The sequence below is a fragment of the Cupriavidus sp. GA3-3 genome, from assembly GCF_000389805.1.
GTDB lineage: Bacteria > Pseudomonadota > Gammaproteobacteria > Burkholderiales > Burkholderiaceae > Cupriavidus > Cupriavidus necator_D.
Map to the genome: position 1 here is coordinate 1 of NZ_KB944481.1, position 15,405 is coordinate 15,405.

Here is a 15,405-nt window from a genome sequence, read left to right on the forward strand (position 1 = left end):
CGGCACGAACTTCAGGTTCTCCGGACCGGTGTAGTTGGCGCTCGGGCGGATGATCTTGTTGTCGATGCGCTGCTCGATAATGTGCGCGGCCCAGCCCGAAGTACGCGCGATCACGAACAGCGGCGTGAACATCGCCGTCGGCACGCCCATCATGTGGTAGCTCACCGCGCTGAACCAGTCCAGGTTCGGGAACATCTTCTTGATGTCCCACATCACCGTTTCCAGGCGCTCGGCGATGTCAAACATCTTCATCGAGCCGGCATCCTTAGACAGCTTCTTCGCCACTTCCTTGATCACCTGGTTGCGCGGGTCGCCGGTGGTGTACACCGGGTGGCCGAAGCCGATCACGACTTCCTTGTTCTCGACGCGGCGCGTGATGTCGGCCTGGGCCTCGTCGGGGTTGTCGTAGCGCTTCTGGATCTCGAACGCGACTTCATTGGCGCCGCCGTGCTTGGGGCCGCGCAGTGCGCCGATGGCGCCGCTGATCGACGAATACATGTCCGAGCCCGTGCCGGCGATCACGCGGGCGGTGAAGGTCGAGGCGTTGAACTCGTGCTCGGCGTACAGGTTGAGCGAGGTGTTCATGGCGCGCTCCCACAGCGCCGACGGCTTCTCGCCGTGCAGCAGGTGCAGGAAGTGGCCGCCGATGGAGTCATCGTCGGTTTCGACTTCGATACGGCGGCCGTTGTGGCTGTAGTGGTACCAGTACAGCAGCATCGAGCCGAGGCTGGCCATCAGCCGGTCGGCAATGTCGCGCGCGCCCGGGGTGTTGTGGTCTTCCTTCTCCGGCAGCACGGTGCCCAGCACCGACACGCCGGTGCGCATCACGTCCATCGGGTGGGCGCTGGCGGGCACCCATTCCAACGCGGCCTTCACATTGGCGGGCAGGCCGCGCAGGCTCTTGAGCTTGGCCTTGTAGGCGGCCAGTTCGGATCTGGTCGGCAGCTTGCCGTGCACCAGCAGGTGGGCGATTTCCTCGAACTCGCAGGTCTCGGCGATGTCGAGGATATCGTAGCCGCGGTAGTGCAGGTCGTTGCCAGTGCGGCCGACGGTGCACAGCGCGGTATTGCCGGCGGTCACGCCCGACAGGGCGACGGATTTCTTGACCCGGGGCGCGGCCGGCTCGCTGGCCGTGGCGTCGGGTGCAGCGTCGGGTGCGGCGAACTTCGAGGCGGACATCCGTGTCTCCTTGGGCGCTGCCCTGTTTGTTTTTGGTACGGGTATCGGCTTCAGGCGAAAAACAATGCCTCCACATTGGCCGGCAGCGGCGTGCCGGTGGCCTGCGCGCGCTGCAGCAGCGACCAGTAGTAGCGGTAGCTGGCGCGGTCGTGCAGCTGGCCCTCGTGGCGGATCGGGGCCCAGCTGTTCTCGTGCGCGGCCAGCAGGATCTGGCTGGCCGCGCCGATTTCTTCGGCACCGGGGCGGAACGCCGCCACGATCGGCGCGATCTGGCCCGGATGGATGCTCCATTTGCGCAGGTAGCCGAACTCGCTGCGCGCGCGCAGCGCATCGTCGCCGGCGCGCTGCGGCGCCTGCACGTCGGTGCTGACGTTGTGCGACGGCACCTTGCCGTGGCGGTGGCAGGCGGCGGAGATCTCCAGCATGGCGCGGCGGATCAGCGGGTGTTCGAATTGCTGTGGGGAGCGCATGGCTTCGCCCGGGATGGCGCCATGATGGGCCGAGACAAAGTCCATCAGGCCGAAGCTCAGGCATTCCACCTGCACCAGCGCGGCAATATCGAAGGCCTGTTCCAGCGCGGCGTGGGTCTCGACCAGCACATGGATCGGGATATGCCGGGCGATGCCGGCATTGCGCGCCACCTGGTTGACATGATCGGTCACGCGCGCAACCTCGACCACGTCGCTGACCTTGGGCACCACCACATAGGCCAGGCGCGCGCCGGCGGCGCGCACCAGCACGTCGACGTCCTCGCGCCAGTTCGGGTGGGCCGGGTCATGGATGCGCACGCCGACGCGATTGTGGGCATTGAGCGGGCTGTTGACCAGTTGCGCGCACAGCTCGGCATGCTCGCTCTCACGGCCGACGGCGGCGCCGTCCTCGCAGTCGAAGGTGATGTCGAAGACCGGGCCAAGCTCTTGTTGCAGGGCAAGCGATTTGCGCATCAGCTTTTCGCTGCCCGCGTAGTGGTCACACACCGGCAACTGGACCGGGATGGCTTCGCCCTGGAACAAGACCTCGGAAGGATGCACGTTGATTCGGACCGGTTTGGGTTGAGGGGGGAGAGCAAGGGGACATCGTAGCCCCTGGATATTAAAAAACCGGGGTCCGCACTGATTCGTGAATCGTTGCGGAACCCCGGTCTTTCCTCGAGCGATCGGAGGATCAGCCCAGCAGGTGCTGCACGCCGGCCTTTTCTTCTTCCAGTTCGTTCAGGGTGATATTGATCTTTTCCTGGCTGTAGGCGTCGATCTCCAGACCCTTGACGATCTCGTACTTGCCGTTGGCGGTGGTCACCGGGTAGCCGAACATGGTGTCGGCCGGGATGCCGTATTCACCGTTCGACGGGATGCCCATGGTGACGACCTTGCCGTTGGTGCCCAGCACCCAGTCGCGCACGTGGTCGATGGCGGCGTTGGCGGCCGAAGCAGCCGACGACAGGCCACGCGCTTCGATGATGGCGGCGCCGCGCTTGCCGACGGTCGGCAGGAACACGTCGTTGTTCCACACCGGGTCGTTGATCAGGTCCTTGACGCTCTTGCCGTCGACGGTGGCATAGCGGTAGTCGGCGTACATGGTCGGGCTGTGGTTGCCCCACACGAACAGCTTCTCGATCGACGACACCGGCTTGCCGGTCTTGGCGGCGATTTGCGACAGGGCACGGTTGTGGTCCAGGCGCAGCATCGCGGTGAAGTTCTCGCGCGGCAGGTTCGGTGCCGACTTCATGGCGATGTAGGCGTTGGTGTTGGCCGGGTTGCCGACCACCAGCACCTTGACGTTGCGGCTGGCGACTTCGTCCAGCGCCTTGCCCTGCACCGTGAAGATCTGGGCATTGGCTTCGAGCAGGTCCTTGCGCTCCATGCCCTTGCTGCGCGGACGGGCGCCAACCAGCAGGGCCACGTCGGCGTCCTTGAAGGCAACCTTGGGGTCGTCGGTGATGACCACGCCGGCCAGCAGCGGGAACGCGCAGTCTTCCAGTTCCATCACCACGCCCTTGACGGCTTGCTGGGCTTGCGGGAGGTCGAGCAGTTGGAGGATGACCGGCTGGTCTTTGCCCAGCATGTCGCCATTGGCGATGCGGAACAGCAGGGAGTAGCCGATCTGGCCAGCGGCGCCGGTCACTGCGACGCGCATTGGGGCTTTAGCCATGAGTAAATCTCCAAACGATAGAAGGGGGGAAGCCGGTCGGTGGCATGCCGTTGCCGTAACAAGGGGTGCGGCGGGTCACCGGGTGCTGGTTGTCGCCACAGCGGGGAGCGGCCGTCCGCCGGAGCCAGGTGGCGGGGCCACGGGGCGGAACCGGTGAGGGAGAGCCACAACGGGTCATGGTGATGCAACAAAGCGTTAGTCTACTGCGAAGCGTGGCGCCATTTCCAGACCGGAGCGCTGCCGGGATTCTGCCGGGCCGATACATTCCGGTATCCTGACTGCTGCTGGCGTGCCTGAGGCCATCGCGGGCGTGGACCAGCGCGAGTGTAGGACGGGCCTCCCGTGATGTCAATTCATATGTCTTATATAAGACATAAGACAATTAACGTAAGGCTGGACGTATCTTGCCCTTTTGTGGTGAAATCCCGCTATGTCCTCCCTGCCTACGTCCCTGACTGGCGCAGCCGCACCCGGCGCGCCGGAATCTGGCGCCGCCACGCCTGGCGCCGGGGCGCAGCCGCCTTCTTCGCCGCCCGCGCCTGTGCCGCAGGCGGCCCCGCAATCTGGTCCCGCCTCTGGTCTGCAGTCCGTGCCGTCGCCCACCTTCAGTCCGCTCTACCAGCAGATCAAGGCGCTGATCACGCGCAGCCTGCAATCCGGCGAATGGAAGCCCGGCGAGATGATCCCCAGCGAAATGGAGCTGGCCTCGCGCTACAAGGTCAGCCAGGGCACGGTGCGCAAGGCCATCGATGAACTCGCCGCCGAGAACCTGGTGGCGCGCCGGCAGGGCAAGGGCACTTTCGTGACCACGCACCATGAAGACGTGGTCAAGTTCCGCTTCCTGCGCCTCGTCCCGGACGAAGGCGAACCCCATTATGGCGCCAGCCGCGTGCTGGAATGCAAGCGCCTGCGCGCCCCCGCCGAAATTGCCCGGCTGCTCGACATCCGCACCGGCGACAGCGTGGTGCAGATCCGCCGCGTGCTGAATTTCTCGGGCGAGTCGACCGTGCTGGATGAAATCTGGCTGCTCGGCGCCAACTTCAAGGGCCTCACTGCTGAAAAGCTGACCGAGTGGAAGGGCCCCATGTATGCATTGTTCGAGGCCGAGTTCGGTACGCGCATGATCCGCGCCTCGGAGAAGATCCGCGCCGTGCCTGCCGATGAAACCGCGGCCGAGTTGCTGTCTGTCCCGGTAGGCTCGCCGCTGCTGTCAGTCGAGCGGGTGTCGTACACCTATGGCGACCGCCCCGTCGAAGTGCGCCGCGGGCTGTACGTGACTACGCGGCACTATTACCAGAACGACCTGAGCTGACGCCGGCGCATGGCATGATGCGCCCGCTGGCGTTGATTATTGTGGCTTTCGTCATGACGGTGCGGGCTGTTGCGCGGCGCGGCTAATGTTGCGCTGGGTTGCCCGCCGGATGTGATTGGTGTGCGATTGTCGGGCGGCACCTGTTGGTGCCTGATAGCTGAAAATTATTGGTGCAGCGCGCAACAAAGGCGCTAAAATCTCATGGATTTGCCCTAATGCATCCCGTTGCATGCAGGGCAGTGGCAGTTTCGTTTTTTGTTTACCGCAAATGGGGTCTCGCATGGCTGAAGCCGTCAAACAAGCCAGGCCGGAGTACCGGAATATCGGTATCGCGCAGATTGCGCGCTACCGGTTGCCCTGGGCCGGCAAGGTATCCATCCTGCATCGCGTGAGCGGTGCACTGATGTTCCTCCTCCTTCCCTTCGTCCTGTATCTGTTTGAGCAGAGCATAACTTCGGAACTGAGCTTCGCAAAGTTCTCGGCGCTTCTGTCCGGTGGCTTCGTCAAGCTGGTTCTGCTGGTCCTGATCTGGGGTTATCTGCATCACTTCTGCGCGGGTATCCGTTTCCTGCTGCTGGATGTGCACGTCGGCGTTTCCAAGCCGGCCTCGGCCAAGTCTGCCATCGGCGTGCTGGTTGTGAGCCTGCTGCTTACCCTGATTTTCGGCCTGAAGCTGTTCGGCCTGTTCTGAGGAGAATCAAGGTGGCAAACAATAATATCGGTCCCAAGCGTCTTGTCGTCGGTGCGCACTACGGCCTGAAAGACTGGCTGGCGCAGCGCGTCACGGCCGTGATCATGGTGGTCTTCACCGTGGTCCTGGCCATTGCCTTCCTGCTGTCGAACGGCGCTTCGTATGAAGCGTGGGCAGGGCTCTTCTCCAACCAGTGGATGAAGATCATCACGTTCCTGACCATCCTGTCGCTGCTGTATCACGCCTGGATCGGCGTGCGCGACATCTGGATGGACTATGTGCGTCCGATGGCGGTTCGCCTCGTGCTGCAAGTTCTTACGATTCTGTGGCTCGTCGGTTGCGCGGGCTACGCTGCTCAGATTCTCTGGAGGGTGTAATAAATGGTCGCAGTCAAGACTGGATTGCCGCGTCGCCGTTTCGACGTGGTCATCGTCGGTGCTGGCGGCGCCGGGATGCGCGCATCCCTCCAGCTCGCGGAAGCCGGCCTGAACGTGGCCGTGCTGTCCAAGGTGTTCCCGACGCGCTCGCACACGGTGGCGGCACAGGGCGGCATCGGCGCTTCGCTGGGGAACATGAGCGAAGACAACTGGCACTACCACTTCTACGACACCATCAAGGGCTCGGACTGGCTGGGTGACCAGGACGCCATCGAGTTCATGTGCCGTGAAGCCCCGAAGGTCGTGTACGAGCTCGAACACTTCGGCATGCCGTTCGACCGCAACCCCGACGGCACCATCTACCAGCGTCCGTTCGGCGGCCACACCGCCAACTACGGTGAAAAGCCGGTGCAGCGCGCCTGCGCCGCGGCTGACCGTACCGGCCACGCGCTGCTGCACACGCTGTACCAGCGCAACGTGCGCGCCAAGACCCACTTCTTCGTCGAGTGGATGGCGCTGGACCTGATCCGCGACCAGGACGGCGACGTGCTGGGCGTGACCGCGCTGGAAATGGAAACCGGCGAGGTCTACATCCTCGAAGCCAAGACCACGCTGTTCGCGACCGGCGGTGCCGGCCGTATCTATGCAGCTTCCACCAACGCCTTCATCAACACCGGTGACGGCCTGGGCATGGCAGCGCGCGCAGGCGTGCCGCTGGAAGACATGGAGTTCTGGCAGTTTCACCCGACCGGCGTGGCCGGCGCGGGCGTGCTGATCACCGAAGGCGTGCGCGGCGAAGGCGGTATCCTGCGCAACAAGGACGGCGAGCGCTTCATGGAGCGCTATGCCCCGACGCTGAAGGACCTGGCGCCGCGTGACTTCGTCTCGCGCTCGATGGACCAGGAAATCAAGGAAGGCCGCGGCTGCGGCCCGAACGGCGACTACGTGCTGCTCGACCTGACCCACGTCGGTGCCGAGACCATCATGAAGCGCCTGCCGTCGATCCGCGAAATCGGCATGAAGTTCGCCAACGTCGACGCGATCAAAGAACCGATCCCGGTGGTCCCGACCATCCACTACCAGATGGGCGGTATCCCGACCAACTATCACGGCCAGGTCGTGGTGCCTAAGAACGGCAACCCGAACGAAGTCCTGAACGGGTTCTACGCGATCGGCGAATGCTCGTGCGTGTCGGTGCACGGCGCCAACCGCCTGGGCACCAACTCGCTGCTGGACCTGGTGGTGTTCGGCCGCGCCGCCGGCAACCACATCATCGCCCAGAACCTGAAGCAGAAAGAGCACAAGCCGCTGCCGGCCGACGCCGCCGACCTGGCGCTGTCGCGCCTGGCCAAGCTGCAGTCGTCGTCCTCGGGCGAGTACACGCAGGACGTTGCCAACGACATCCGCAAGAACATGCAGTCGCATGCCGGCGTGTTCCGTACCCAGAAGCTGATGGACGAAGGCGTCGAGCGCATCCTGGAAGTGTCGCAGCGTGCCGACAACATCCACCTGAAGGACAAGTCCAAGGTCTTCAACACCGCGCTGGTGGAAGCCCTGGAAGTGGCCAACCTGGTGGAAGTGGCCAAGGCCACCATGATCTCGGCGGCCGCCCGCAAGGAATCGCGCGGTGCCCACGCGCACAGCGACTTCCCGAATCGCGACGACCAGAACTGGCTCAAGCACACGCTGTTCTACAGCGAAGGCAACCGCCTCGACTACAAGCCGGTGAAGATGGAACCGCTGACGGTGGAAAGCGTGCCGCCGAAGGCCCGTACCTTCTGAGCACCGCATCGTAGAGACAACAGGACCCACAGAAATGAAGCGTATTTTCGAAGTCTACCGCTACGATCCGGACAAGGATGCGGCACCGCGCATGCAGACCTACGAGGTCGAGCTGGACGGTCACGAGCGCATGCTGCTGGACGCGCTGGTCAAGCTGAAGAAGCTGGACGAGACCATCTCGTTCCGCCGTTCGTGCCGCGAAGGCGTGTGCGGCTCGGACGCGATGAACATCAACGGCAAGAACGGCCTGGCCTGCCTGACCAATATGCGCGAGCTGCCGGACCGCATCGTGCTGCGTCCGCTGCCCGGCCTGCCGGTGGTGCGCGACCTGATCGTCGACATGACGAACTTCTTCAAGCAGTACAACTCGATCAAGCCGTTCCTGATCAACGACGAGCCGCCGCCCGAGAAAGAGCGCCTGCAGTCGCCGGAAGAGCGTGACGAGCTGGATGGCCTGTACGAGTGCATTCTCTGCGCCAGCTGCTCGACGTCGTGCCCGTCGTTCTGGTGGAACCCGGACAAGTTCGTCGGCCCCGCCGGCCTGCTGCAGGCTTACCGCTTCATCGCGGACAGCCGCGACCAGGCCACCAACGAGCGCCTGGACAACCTGAACGACCCGTACCGCCTGTTCCGCTGCCACAGCATCATGAACTGCGTCGATGTGTGCCCGAAGGGTCTGAACCCGACCAAGGCCATCGGCAAGATCAAGGAGCTGATGGTCCGCCGCGCGGTCTGAGCCTGCGGCTGTCTGCAGTAGTAAGCGGCGCGTCAGCCAGAGCGGCTATATCTGGCTGGCGCGCCGAAAGTAGGAAGCCATGACTGAGAGTCCTGCCACCACCTTCTCCCATCAGGCCGACCCGCACAAGCGCGCACGTCTGCGCTGGCGCGCCCGCCGCGGTCTGCTGGAGAACGACATCATCGTCGAACGTTTTTTCAACCGTTACGAGGAGAGCCTGTCCGACGAGGACGTGGCTTCGCTGAGCGAGCTGTTCGAACTCAGCGACAACGAGTTGATGGACCTGCTCCTTGCGCGCAAGGAACTGGACGGTGAGCTCGACACGCCCCCGATGCAGCGAGTGATCACCCTGCTGCGTACGGTCTGAGTTTTGGTCAACATTATTATTCACAGCATTTGAAGGATCCGACATGACGCCGTCCGATGTGAAAGCCACGCTATCGTTCTCCGATGGTTCCCCCAGCGTTGAGCTGCCGATCTACACGGGTACCGTTGGCCCGGACGTAATCGACATTCGCAAGCTGTACGGACAGACCGGTAAGTTCACCTACGACCCCGGTTTCATGTCGACGGCTTCGTGCAATTCCAAGATCACCTATATCGACGGTGACAAGGGCGAACTGCTGTACCGCGGCTACCCGATCGAGCAACTGGCGCAGAAGTGCGACCACCTCGAAACCTGCTACCTGCTGCTCAAGGGCGAACTGCCCAACGCCAAGCAGAAGGAAGAATTCGTCGGCCACGTGATGAACCACACCATGGTTCACGAGCAGATGCAGTTCTTCATGCGCGGCTTCCGCCGCGACGCGCACCCGATGGCCGTGCTGACCGGCATGGTCGGTGCCATGAGCGCGTTCTACCACGACGCGATGGACATCGACGATCCGCACCAGCGCGAGATCTCGGCCATCCGCCTGATCGCCAAGATGCCGACCCTGGTCGCCATGGCGTACAAGTACAACATCGGCCAGCCGTACATCTACCCGCAGAACGACCTGTCCTACTCGGGCAACTTCATGCGCATGATGTTCGGCACGCCGTGCGCCCCGTACACCGTGAACCCGGTGCTGGAGCGCGCGCTGGACCGCATCTTCATCCTGCACGCAGACCACGAGCAGAACGCGTCGACCTCGACCGTGCGCCTGGCCGGTTCGTCGGGCACCAACCCGTTCGCAGCCATCGCCGCCGGCGTGGCCTGCCTGTGGGGCCCGGCCCACGGCGGCGCCAACGAAGCCGCGCTGAAGATGCTGGAAGAAATCGGCAGCGTCGACAACATCAACGAGTTCATCAAGCAGGTCAAGGACAAGAACTCGGGCGTGCGCCTGATGGGCTTTGGCCACCGCGTGTACAAGAACTACGATCCGCGCGCCAAGCTGATGCGCGAAACCTGCCACGAAGTGCTGGAAGAGCTGGGCCTGCACAACGACCCGCTGTTCAAGCTGGCCATGGAGCTGGAAAAGATCGCGCTGGAAGACGAGTACTTCGTCAGCCGCAAGCTGTACCCGAACGTGGACTTCTACTCGGGCATCGTCCAGCGCGCGCTGGGCATCCCGACCTCGCTGTTCACCTGCATCTTCGCGCTGGCCCGCACCCCGGGCTGGATCTCGCAGTGGGAAGAGATGATTACCGATCCGGAATACAAGATCGGTCGTCCGCGTCAGCTGTTCGTTGGCGCAGCTACCCGCGACGTGCCGGACGTTGCCAAGCGCTGATCGCTGGCTTGTCATCCGGCTGCGCGATGCAGCAATCACAAACGCCCCGGCCCGCCGGGGCGTTTGTGTTTCTGGGCCGGAGTGCCTTGTGCGTCGCAGCAGGGCAGGGAGCAGGAAATTGCCGGATAAGTGGTGAGAACGGCAATTTGCGGAGAATTGTGTCTCAGTCTGTCAATTCAGTTCCGCATTTGTTGTGCGATTTTCGCCTGCGGCAGGAAATTTGACCCTATAATGCGGGCTGCTTTGCCGACGGCAGCCGGGCCACCCTTCCGGCATGCGGTGCGGCAAGCGGGGCAGGCGAATCGCTTGCGCAATAGAGAACGCATCAAACGTTGTCTTTCCGAACCTTGGTCCCCGTACCTCAGCGGGACTGACACATGCCGGGCCCCGCATAAGCTGTCTCTCCCTTGCAGGCCCGTCTTCCGCGTCTCGGGCGTCTTTATTCGTAGTCCGCGGGTGTTGTTCGATTGCGCAGGTCACACCGTTTCTGCCCGGTTGACCCAAACATAAATCGAGGAGCTCCTGATGACGCTGTCCCGTCTTACGTCCATCTCGCTGGCCGCCGTGCTGGCCACCCTTGGCGCCGCTGCCAACGCCGAAACCGTGAAGATCGCCATTGCCGGCCCGATGAGCGGCTCGGTGGCGCAGTATGGCGACATGGTCAAGGCCGGTGCGCTGACCGCGATCGAACAACTCAATGCCAACGGCGGCGCCGGCGGCAACAAGTTCGAAGTGGTGATGATGGACGACGCCTGCGAGCCGAAGCAGGCCGTGGCAGTTGCCAACAAGATCGTCAGCCAGAACATCAAGTACGTGATCGGCCATGTGTGCTCGGGCTCGACCATCCCGGCTTCGGACATCTACGAGAACGAAGGGATCGTCATGGTCACGCCGTCGGCCACCGCACCGCAGCTGACCGAGACCAAGAAGCGCAAGTACATCTTCCGCACCATCGGCCGCGACGACCAGCAGGGCCCGGCCGCCGCCCAGTACATCATCGGCAAGGTCAAGCCGAAGAAGGTCGCGGTGCTGCACGACAAGCAGTCGTACGGCCAGGGCATCGCCAGCTCGGTGAAGAAGGACCTGGAAGCCGCCAAGATCCCGGTCGCCGTGTTCGAAGGCATCAACGCCGGCGATTCGGACTACTCCGCCGTCATCACCAAGCTCAAGTCGCAGGGCGTGGACTTCGTCTACTTCGGCGGCTACCACCCGGAAATGGGCCTGCTGCTGCGCCAGGCGCGCGAGCAGGGCGTGAAGGCCGCGTTCATGGGCCCCGAGGGCGTGGGCAACAAGGACGTGACGGCGATCGCCGGCCCGTCCTCGGAAGGCATGCTGGTGACGCTGCCGGCAGACTTCTCGGCCGACCCGGCCAACGCCGCGCTGGTGAAGGCCTTTGCCGACAAGAAGCGTGACGCCAACGGTCCGTTCCAGATGCCGGCCTATGCCGCCGTCAAGATCATCGGCGACGCCATTGCCGGCGCCAAGAGCACCGACCCGACCAAGGTCGCGGCGTACATGCACAAGAACGCCTTCACCACCCCGATCGGCAAGGTCGAGTACGACGACAAGGGCGACCTGAAGTCCTTCAGGTTCGTGGTCTACACCTGGCACAAGGACGCCAGCAAGACGGCCGCCAACTAAGCCGGAGCTTTTCCACGCACACGCCCCGCCCGGACCCCGGGCGGGGCGTTCTGGTATCGGGCTTCAAGTTCCTGAGGCTTCCCCAATGAATGAATTCCTTCCACAGTTCACCCAGCAGCTGGTCAACGGCCTGACGCTGGGTGCGATCTATGCGCTGATCGCCATCGGCTACACAATGGTCTACGGCATCATCGGCATGATCAATTTCGCGCACGGCGAGATTTACATGATCGGTGCCTATGTCGGCCTGGTCACGCTCACCGCGATCGGCGCCCAGGCAGGCTACCCCCTGCCGCTGGTGCTGGGCGCCGCCTTGCTGGTCTCGGTGCTGGTCACCGGGGTGTACGGCTATGCGGTCGAGCGGGTGGCATACCGGCCCTTGCGCGGCGGACCGCGGCTGGTGCCGCTGATCTCGGCCATCGGCATGTCGATCTTCCTGCAGAACTATGTCCAGATCGGGCAGGGCGCACGCGACGTGTCGGTGCCGGTGCTGATCTCGGGCGCCATCGAGTTCCAGATGGGCAGTGACTTCACCGTGACGGTGCCGTACTCGCGCCTGCTGATCGTCGGCGTGACGCTGGTGCTGATGATCGCGCTGACGCTGTTTATCGGCCGTTCGCGCATGGGCCGTGCCTGCCGAGCCTGCGCCGAAGACATGCGCATGGCCAACCTGCTCGGCATCGACACCAACAAGGTGATCTCGTTCACCTTCGTGCTGGGTGCGATGCTGGCGGCGGTGGGCGGCGTGCTGATCGGGCTGACCATCGGCAAGCTCAATCCCTTTATCGGCTTTATCGCCGGCATCAAGGCCTTTACCGCGGCGGTGCTGGGCGGCATCGGCAGCATCCCGGGCGCGATGCTCGGCGGCGTGCTGCTGGGCCTGGCGGAGACCTTCGCCTCGGGCTATATGCCGGCCGAGTACAAGGACGTGGTTGCGTTCAGCCTGCTGGTGCTGGTGCTGCTGTTCCGTCCGACCGGGCTGCTCGGCAAGCCTGACGTCGAAAAGGTCTGAGGGAGGACGAGACATGACCAACAACGTTTCCGCGATGCCCGCGGGCAAGGCCGCCGCACGCGGCGCCGCACCGGGACAATCGCTCAAGAATGCGATCACGGCCGCCGTGATGACGGCCATCCTGACCATTCCCATCCTGGGCCTGCAGCTCAAGCTGGAAGGCTACAAGGTCGTGCTGGAGCCGCACTGGCGGCCGGTGTGGATCGCCGTGGCGGCGGTCTTCCTGTTCCAGCTGTTCAAGCCGCTGCTGTCGCGCGCCGGCAGCGCGGTGCGCCTGCCGGCGGTGCCGCAGCTGGGCGCCCGGCAGCAGCGCGCGGCGGTATGGATGCTGCTGGTGGTCGGGCTGGTGTGGCCGTTCTTCGGCTCGCGCGGCGCGGTCGACGTGGCCACGCTGGCGCTGATCTACGTGATCCTGGGCCTGGGCCTGAATATCGTGGTGGGCTATGCCGGCCTGCTCGACCTGGGCTATGTCGGCTTCTACGCCATCGGCGGCTACACCTACGCGCTGCTCAACCAGTATTTCGGGCTGGGCTTCTGGGAATGCCTGCCGATCGCCGCCGCGATGTCGGCCACCTTCGGCTTCCTGCTGGGTTTCCCGGTGCTGCGTTTGCGCGGCGACTACCTGGCCATCGTGACACTTGGCTTCGGCGAGATCATCCGCCTGCTGGCCAACAACCTGACCAGCCTGACCGGCGGCCCGGATGGCGTGTCCGGCATCCCGAAGCCGACCGTGTTCGGCATCGAGATGGCGCGCAGCGCGAGCGTGGAGGGCGCCAAGACCTTTCATGACCTGCTGGGCTGGGACTACAGCGGCCAGCACATGGTGATCTTCCTGTACCTGCTGGCGCTGCTGCTGGTGGGCTTCACGCTGTTCGTCACCAGCCGCCTGATCCGCATGCCGATGGGCCGCGCCTGGGAAGCGCTGCGCGACGACGAGATCGCGTGCCGCTCGCTGGGCCTGAACCCGACCCGCATCAAGCTGTCGGCGTTCACGCTGGGAGCTTCGTTCGCCGGCATCGGCGGCGCTTTCTTCGCGGCGCGCCAGGGCCTGGTCAATCCGGAATCGTTCACCTTCATCGAGTCGGCGCTGATCCTCGCCGTGGTGGTGCTGGGCGGCATGGGTTCGCAGCTGGGCGTGATCCTGGCGGCGATCCTGCTGACGGTGCTGCCCGAGGTGGCGCGCGGTTTTGCCGAATATCGCATGCTGATCTTCGGCCTGGTGATGGTGCTGATGATGATGTGGCGTCCGCAGGGCCTGCTGCCCGCGAGCCGTCCCCACGTGGAGTTGCCGAAATGAGCGCGGATTTGCTGAAAGTCTCCGGCCTGCAGATGCGCTTCGGCGGCTTGCTGGCCGTGGACGGTATTGATTTCAATGTGCGCAGCGACGAGGTCTTCGCCATCATCGGCCCTAATGGCGCCGGCAAGACCACGGTGTTCAACTGCGTGGGCGGCTTCTACAAGCCCACCGCGGGCGAGGTCACGCTGGACGGCCACGCCATCGCCGGCCTGCCCAGCCACCAGGTAGCGCGCAAGGGCCTGGTGCGGACCTTCCAGAACATCCGCCTGTTCAAGTCGCTGACGGTGGTGGAAAACCTGCTGGTGGCGCAGCACCGCCAGGTGCAGGCGGGCATCCTGCGCGGCCTGTTCGCCACGCCGGCCTACCGCCGCGCCGAGCGCGAGGCGCTGGAGCGCGCCGCGGTCTGGCTTGAACGCATGGGGCTGACCTCGGTGGCCAACCGCGAGGCGGGCACGCTGTCGTACGGCCACCAGCGCCGGCTGGAGATCGCGCGCTGCATGATCACCAAGCCGCGCCTGTTGATGCTGGACGAGCCGGCGGCCGGCCTGAACCCGCAGGAGAAGATCGAGCTGCAGCAGCTGATCGACCAGCTGCGGCGCGAGTTCGGCATTGCCGTGCTGCTGATCGAGCACGACATGAGCCTGGTGATGGGCGTGTCCGACCGCATCCTGGTGATGGAGCACGGCAAGCCGATCGTTACGGCCGCGCCTGAGGAAGTGCGCAACGACCCGCGCGTGATCAAGGCCTACCTGGGAGAGGACTGATGCTGAAGCTGGAACAGGTCCATACCCACTACGGCGCCGTCGAGGCGCTGTCGGGCGTATCGATCGAAGTCAACAAGGGGGAGATCGTCACCCTGATCGGCAGCAACGGCGCCGGCAAGACGACGCTGATGATGACCGTGTGCGGCACGCCGCGCGCGTCCAGCGGGCGCGTGACGTTCGAAGGGCAGGACATCACCAACCGGTCCACGCACGAGATCATGCGCTTGGGGCTCGCGATCTCGCCCGAGGGCCGGCGCGTGTTCCCGAGCCTGACGGTGCTGGAGAACCTGAAGATGGGCGCGTTCTTCGCCAGGCGCGACGAGATCGAGGCGGGCATCGAGCACGTGTTCAAGCTGTTCCCGCGCCTGAACCAGCGCGCCAGCCAGCGGGCCGGCACCATGTCGGGCGGCGAGCAGCAGATGCTGGCGATCGGCCGCGCGCTGATGAGCCGGCCGCGCCTGCTGCTGCTGGACGAGCCCACGCTCGGTCTGGCGCCGCTGATCATCGCGCAGATCTTCGACATCATCCGCACCATTCGTGACGAAGGCGTCACTGTGTTCCTGGTCGAGCAGAACGCCAACAAGGCACTGCAGGTCGCGGACCGCGGCTATGTGCTCGAAACCGGCAAGGTGGTGCTGGCCGATACCGGCGCCAACCTGCTGGCAAACGACCGGATCAAGGCCGCCTACCTGGGCGGCTGATCCCAAGAGGCCGCGGCCCCGCCTGGCGGGCCGCGGCCTTTTCCTTTTCGCCA

General features: G+C 64.4%; 15 protein-coding genes. 12 read left to right on the forward strand and 3 right to left on the reverse strand.

Translation table 11 applies throughout. The features are described from left to right. From prpC to C265_RS17510, 3 genes are all read right to left on the reverse strand, one after another. On the reverse strand, nt 1–1,179 hold a 1,179-nt coding region (prpC, locus tag C265_RS17500), incomplete at its 3' end, for a 2-methylcitrate synthase (protein WP_010814612.1). 50 nt (nt 1,180–1,229) lie between these two features. Beyond that, nucleotides 1,230–2,210 carry a CoA ester lyase gene (locus tag C265_RS17505; RefSeq protein ID WP_010814613.1) on the reverse strand — a complete coding sequence of 327 codons (981 nt, stop codon included), beginning with the start codon at nt 2,208–2,210 and terminating at the stop codon, nt 1,230–1,232. Nucleotides 2,211–2,343: 133 nt separating this feature from the next. Then, nucleotides 2,344–3,327, reverse strand: a complete 984-nt coding sequence (locus tag C265_RS17510) for a malate dehydrogenase (protein ID WP_010814614.1) — start codon at nt 3,325–3,327, stop codon at nt 2,344–2,346. Between the two features lie 430 nt (nt 3,328–3,757). Here C265_RS17510 and C265_RS17515 point away from each other — a divergent pair, with 430 nt between their 5' ends. From C265_RS17515 to C265_RS17570, 12 genes are all read left to right on the forward strand, one after another. After that, nucleotides 3,758–4,639: a GntR family transcriptional regulator gene (locus C265_RS17515; RefSeq protein ID WP_011615746.1), complete on the forward strand. Its 882-nt coding sequence runs from the start codon at nt 3,758–3,760 to the stop codon at nt 4,637–4,639. Nucleotides 4,640–4,919: 280 nt separating this feature from the next. Further along, nucleotides 4,920–5,330 carry a succinate dehydrogenase, cytochrome b556 subunit gene (gene sdhC, locus C265_RS17520; protein ID WP_010814616.1) on the forward strand — a complete coding sequence of 137 codons (411 nt, stop codon included), beginning with the start codon at nt 4,920–4,922 and terminating at the stop codon, nt 5,328–5,330. Between the two features lie 11 nt (nt 5,331–5,341). Next, complete coding sequence (gene sdhD, locus C265_RS17525; RefSeq protein WP_010814617.1) at nt 5,342–5,707, forward strand: succinate dehydrogenase, hydrophobic membrane anchor protein; 366 nt, start codon at nt 5,342–5,344, stop codon at nt 5,705–5,707. Between the two features lie 3 nt (nt 5,708–5,710). Beyond that, nucleotides 5,711–7,489, forward strand: a complete 1,779-nt coding sequence (gene sdhA / locus C265_RS17530) for a succinate dehydrogenase flavoprotein subunit (protein WP_010814618.1) — start codon at nt 5,711–5,713, stop codon at nt 7,487–7,489. A gap of 34 nt (nt 7,490–7,523) precedes the next feature. Continuing rightward, complete coding sequence (locus tag C265_RS17535; RefSeq protein WP_010814619.1) at nt 7,524–8,225, forward strand: succinate dehydrogenase iron-sulfur subunit; 702 nt, start codon at nt 7,524–7,526, stop codon at nt 8,223–8,225. 79 nt (nt 8,226–8,304) lie between these two features. Then, nucleotides 8,305–8,592, forward strand: a complete 288-nt coding sequence (locus C265_RS17540) for a succinate dehydrogenase assembly factor 2 (protein ID WP_010814620.1) — start codon at nt 8,305–8,307, stop codon at nt 8,590–8,592. A gap of 43 nt (nt 8,593–8,635) precedes the next feature. Then, nucleotides 8,636–9,937 (forward strand): citrate synthase, encoded by a 1,302-nt coding sequence (gene gltA, locus C265_RS17545; RefSeq protein ID WP_010814621.1) that lies wholly within the window; start codon nt 8,636–8,638, stop codon nt 9,935–9,937. Between the two features lie 525 nt (nt 9,938–10,462). Next, a complete protein-coding gene (locus C265_RS17550) occupies nt 10,463–11,578 on the forward strand; it encodes a branched-chain amino acid ABC transporter substrate-binding protein (protein ID WP_010814622.1) in 1,116 nt (371 codons plus the stop codon). Nucleotides 11,579–11,663: 85 nt separating this feature from the next. Next, a complete protein-coding gene (gene livH, locus C265_RS17555) occupies nt 11,664–12,590 on the forward strand; it encodes a high-affinity branched-chain amino acid ABC transporter permease LivH (protein ID WP_010814623.1) in 927 nt (308 codons plus the stop codon). A gap of 13 nt (nt 12,591–12,603) precedes the next feature. Beyond that, on the forward strand, nt 12,604–13,887 hold the full coding sequence (locus C265_RS17560) for a high-affinity branched-chain amino acid ABC transporter permease LivM (RefSeq protein WP_010814624.1): 1,284 nt from the start codon (nt 12,604–12,606) through the stop codon (nt 13,885–13,887). Continuing rightward, nucleotides 13,884–14,651, forward strand: coding sequence for a high-affinity branched-chain amino acid ABC transporter ATP-binding protein LivG (gene livG, locus C265_RS17565; protein WP_010814625.1), 768 nt, complete (start codon nt 13,884–13,886; stop codon nt 14,649–14,651). Before C265_RS17560 ends, livG begins: the two co-directional genes overlap by 4 nt. Further along, a complete protein-coding gene (locus tag C265_RS17570; RefSeq protein WP_010814626.1) occupies nt 14,651–15,352 on the forward strand; it encodes an ABC transporter ATP-binding protein in 702 nt (233 codons plus the stop codon). The genes livG and C265_RS17570 overlap by 1 nt, the downstream gene beginning before the upstream one ends. Nucleotides 15,353–15,405: the final 53 nt, after the last annotated feature.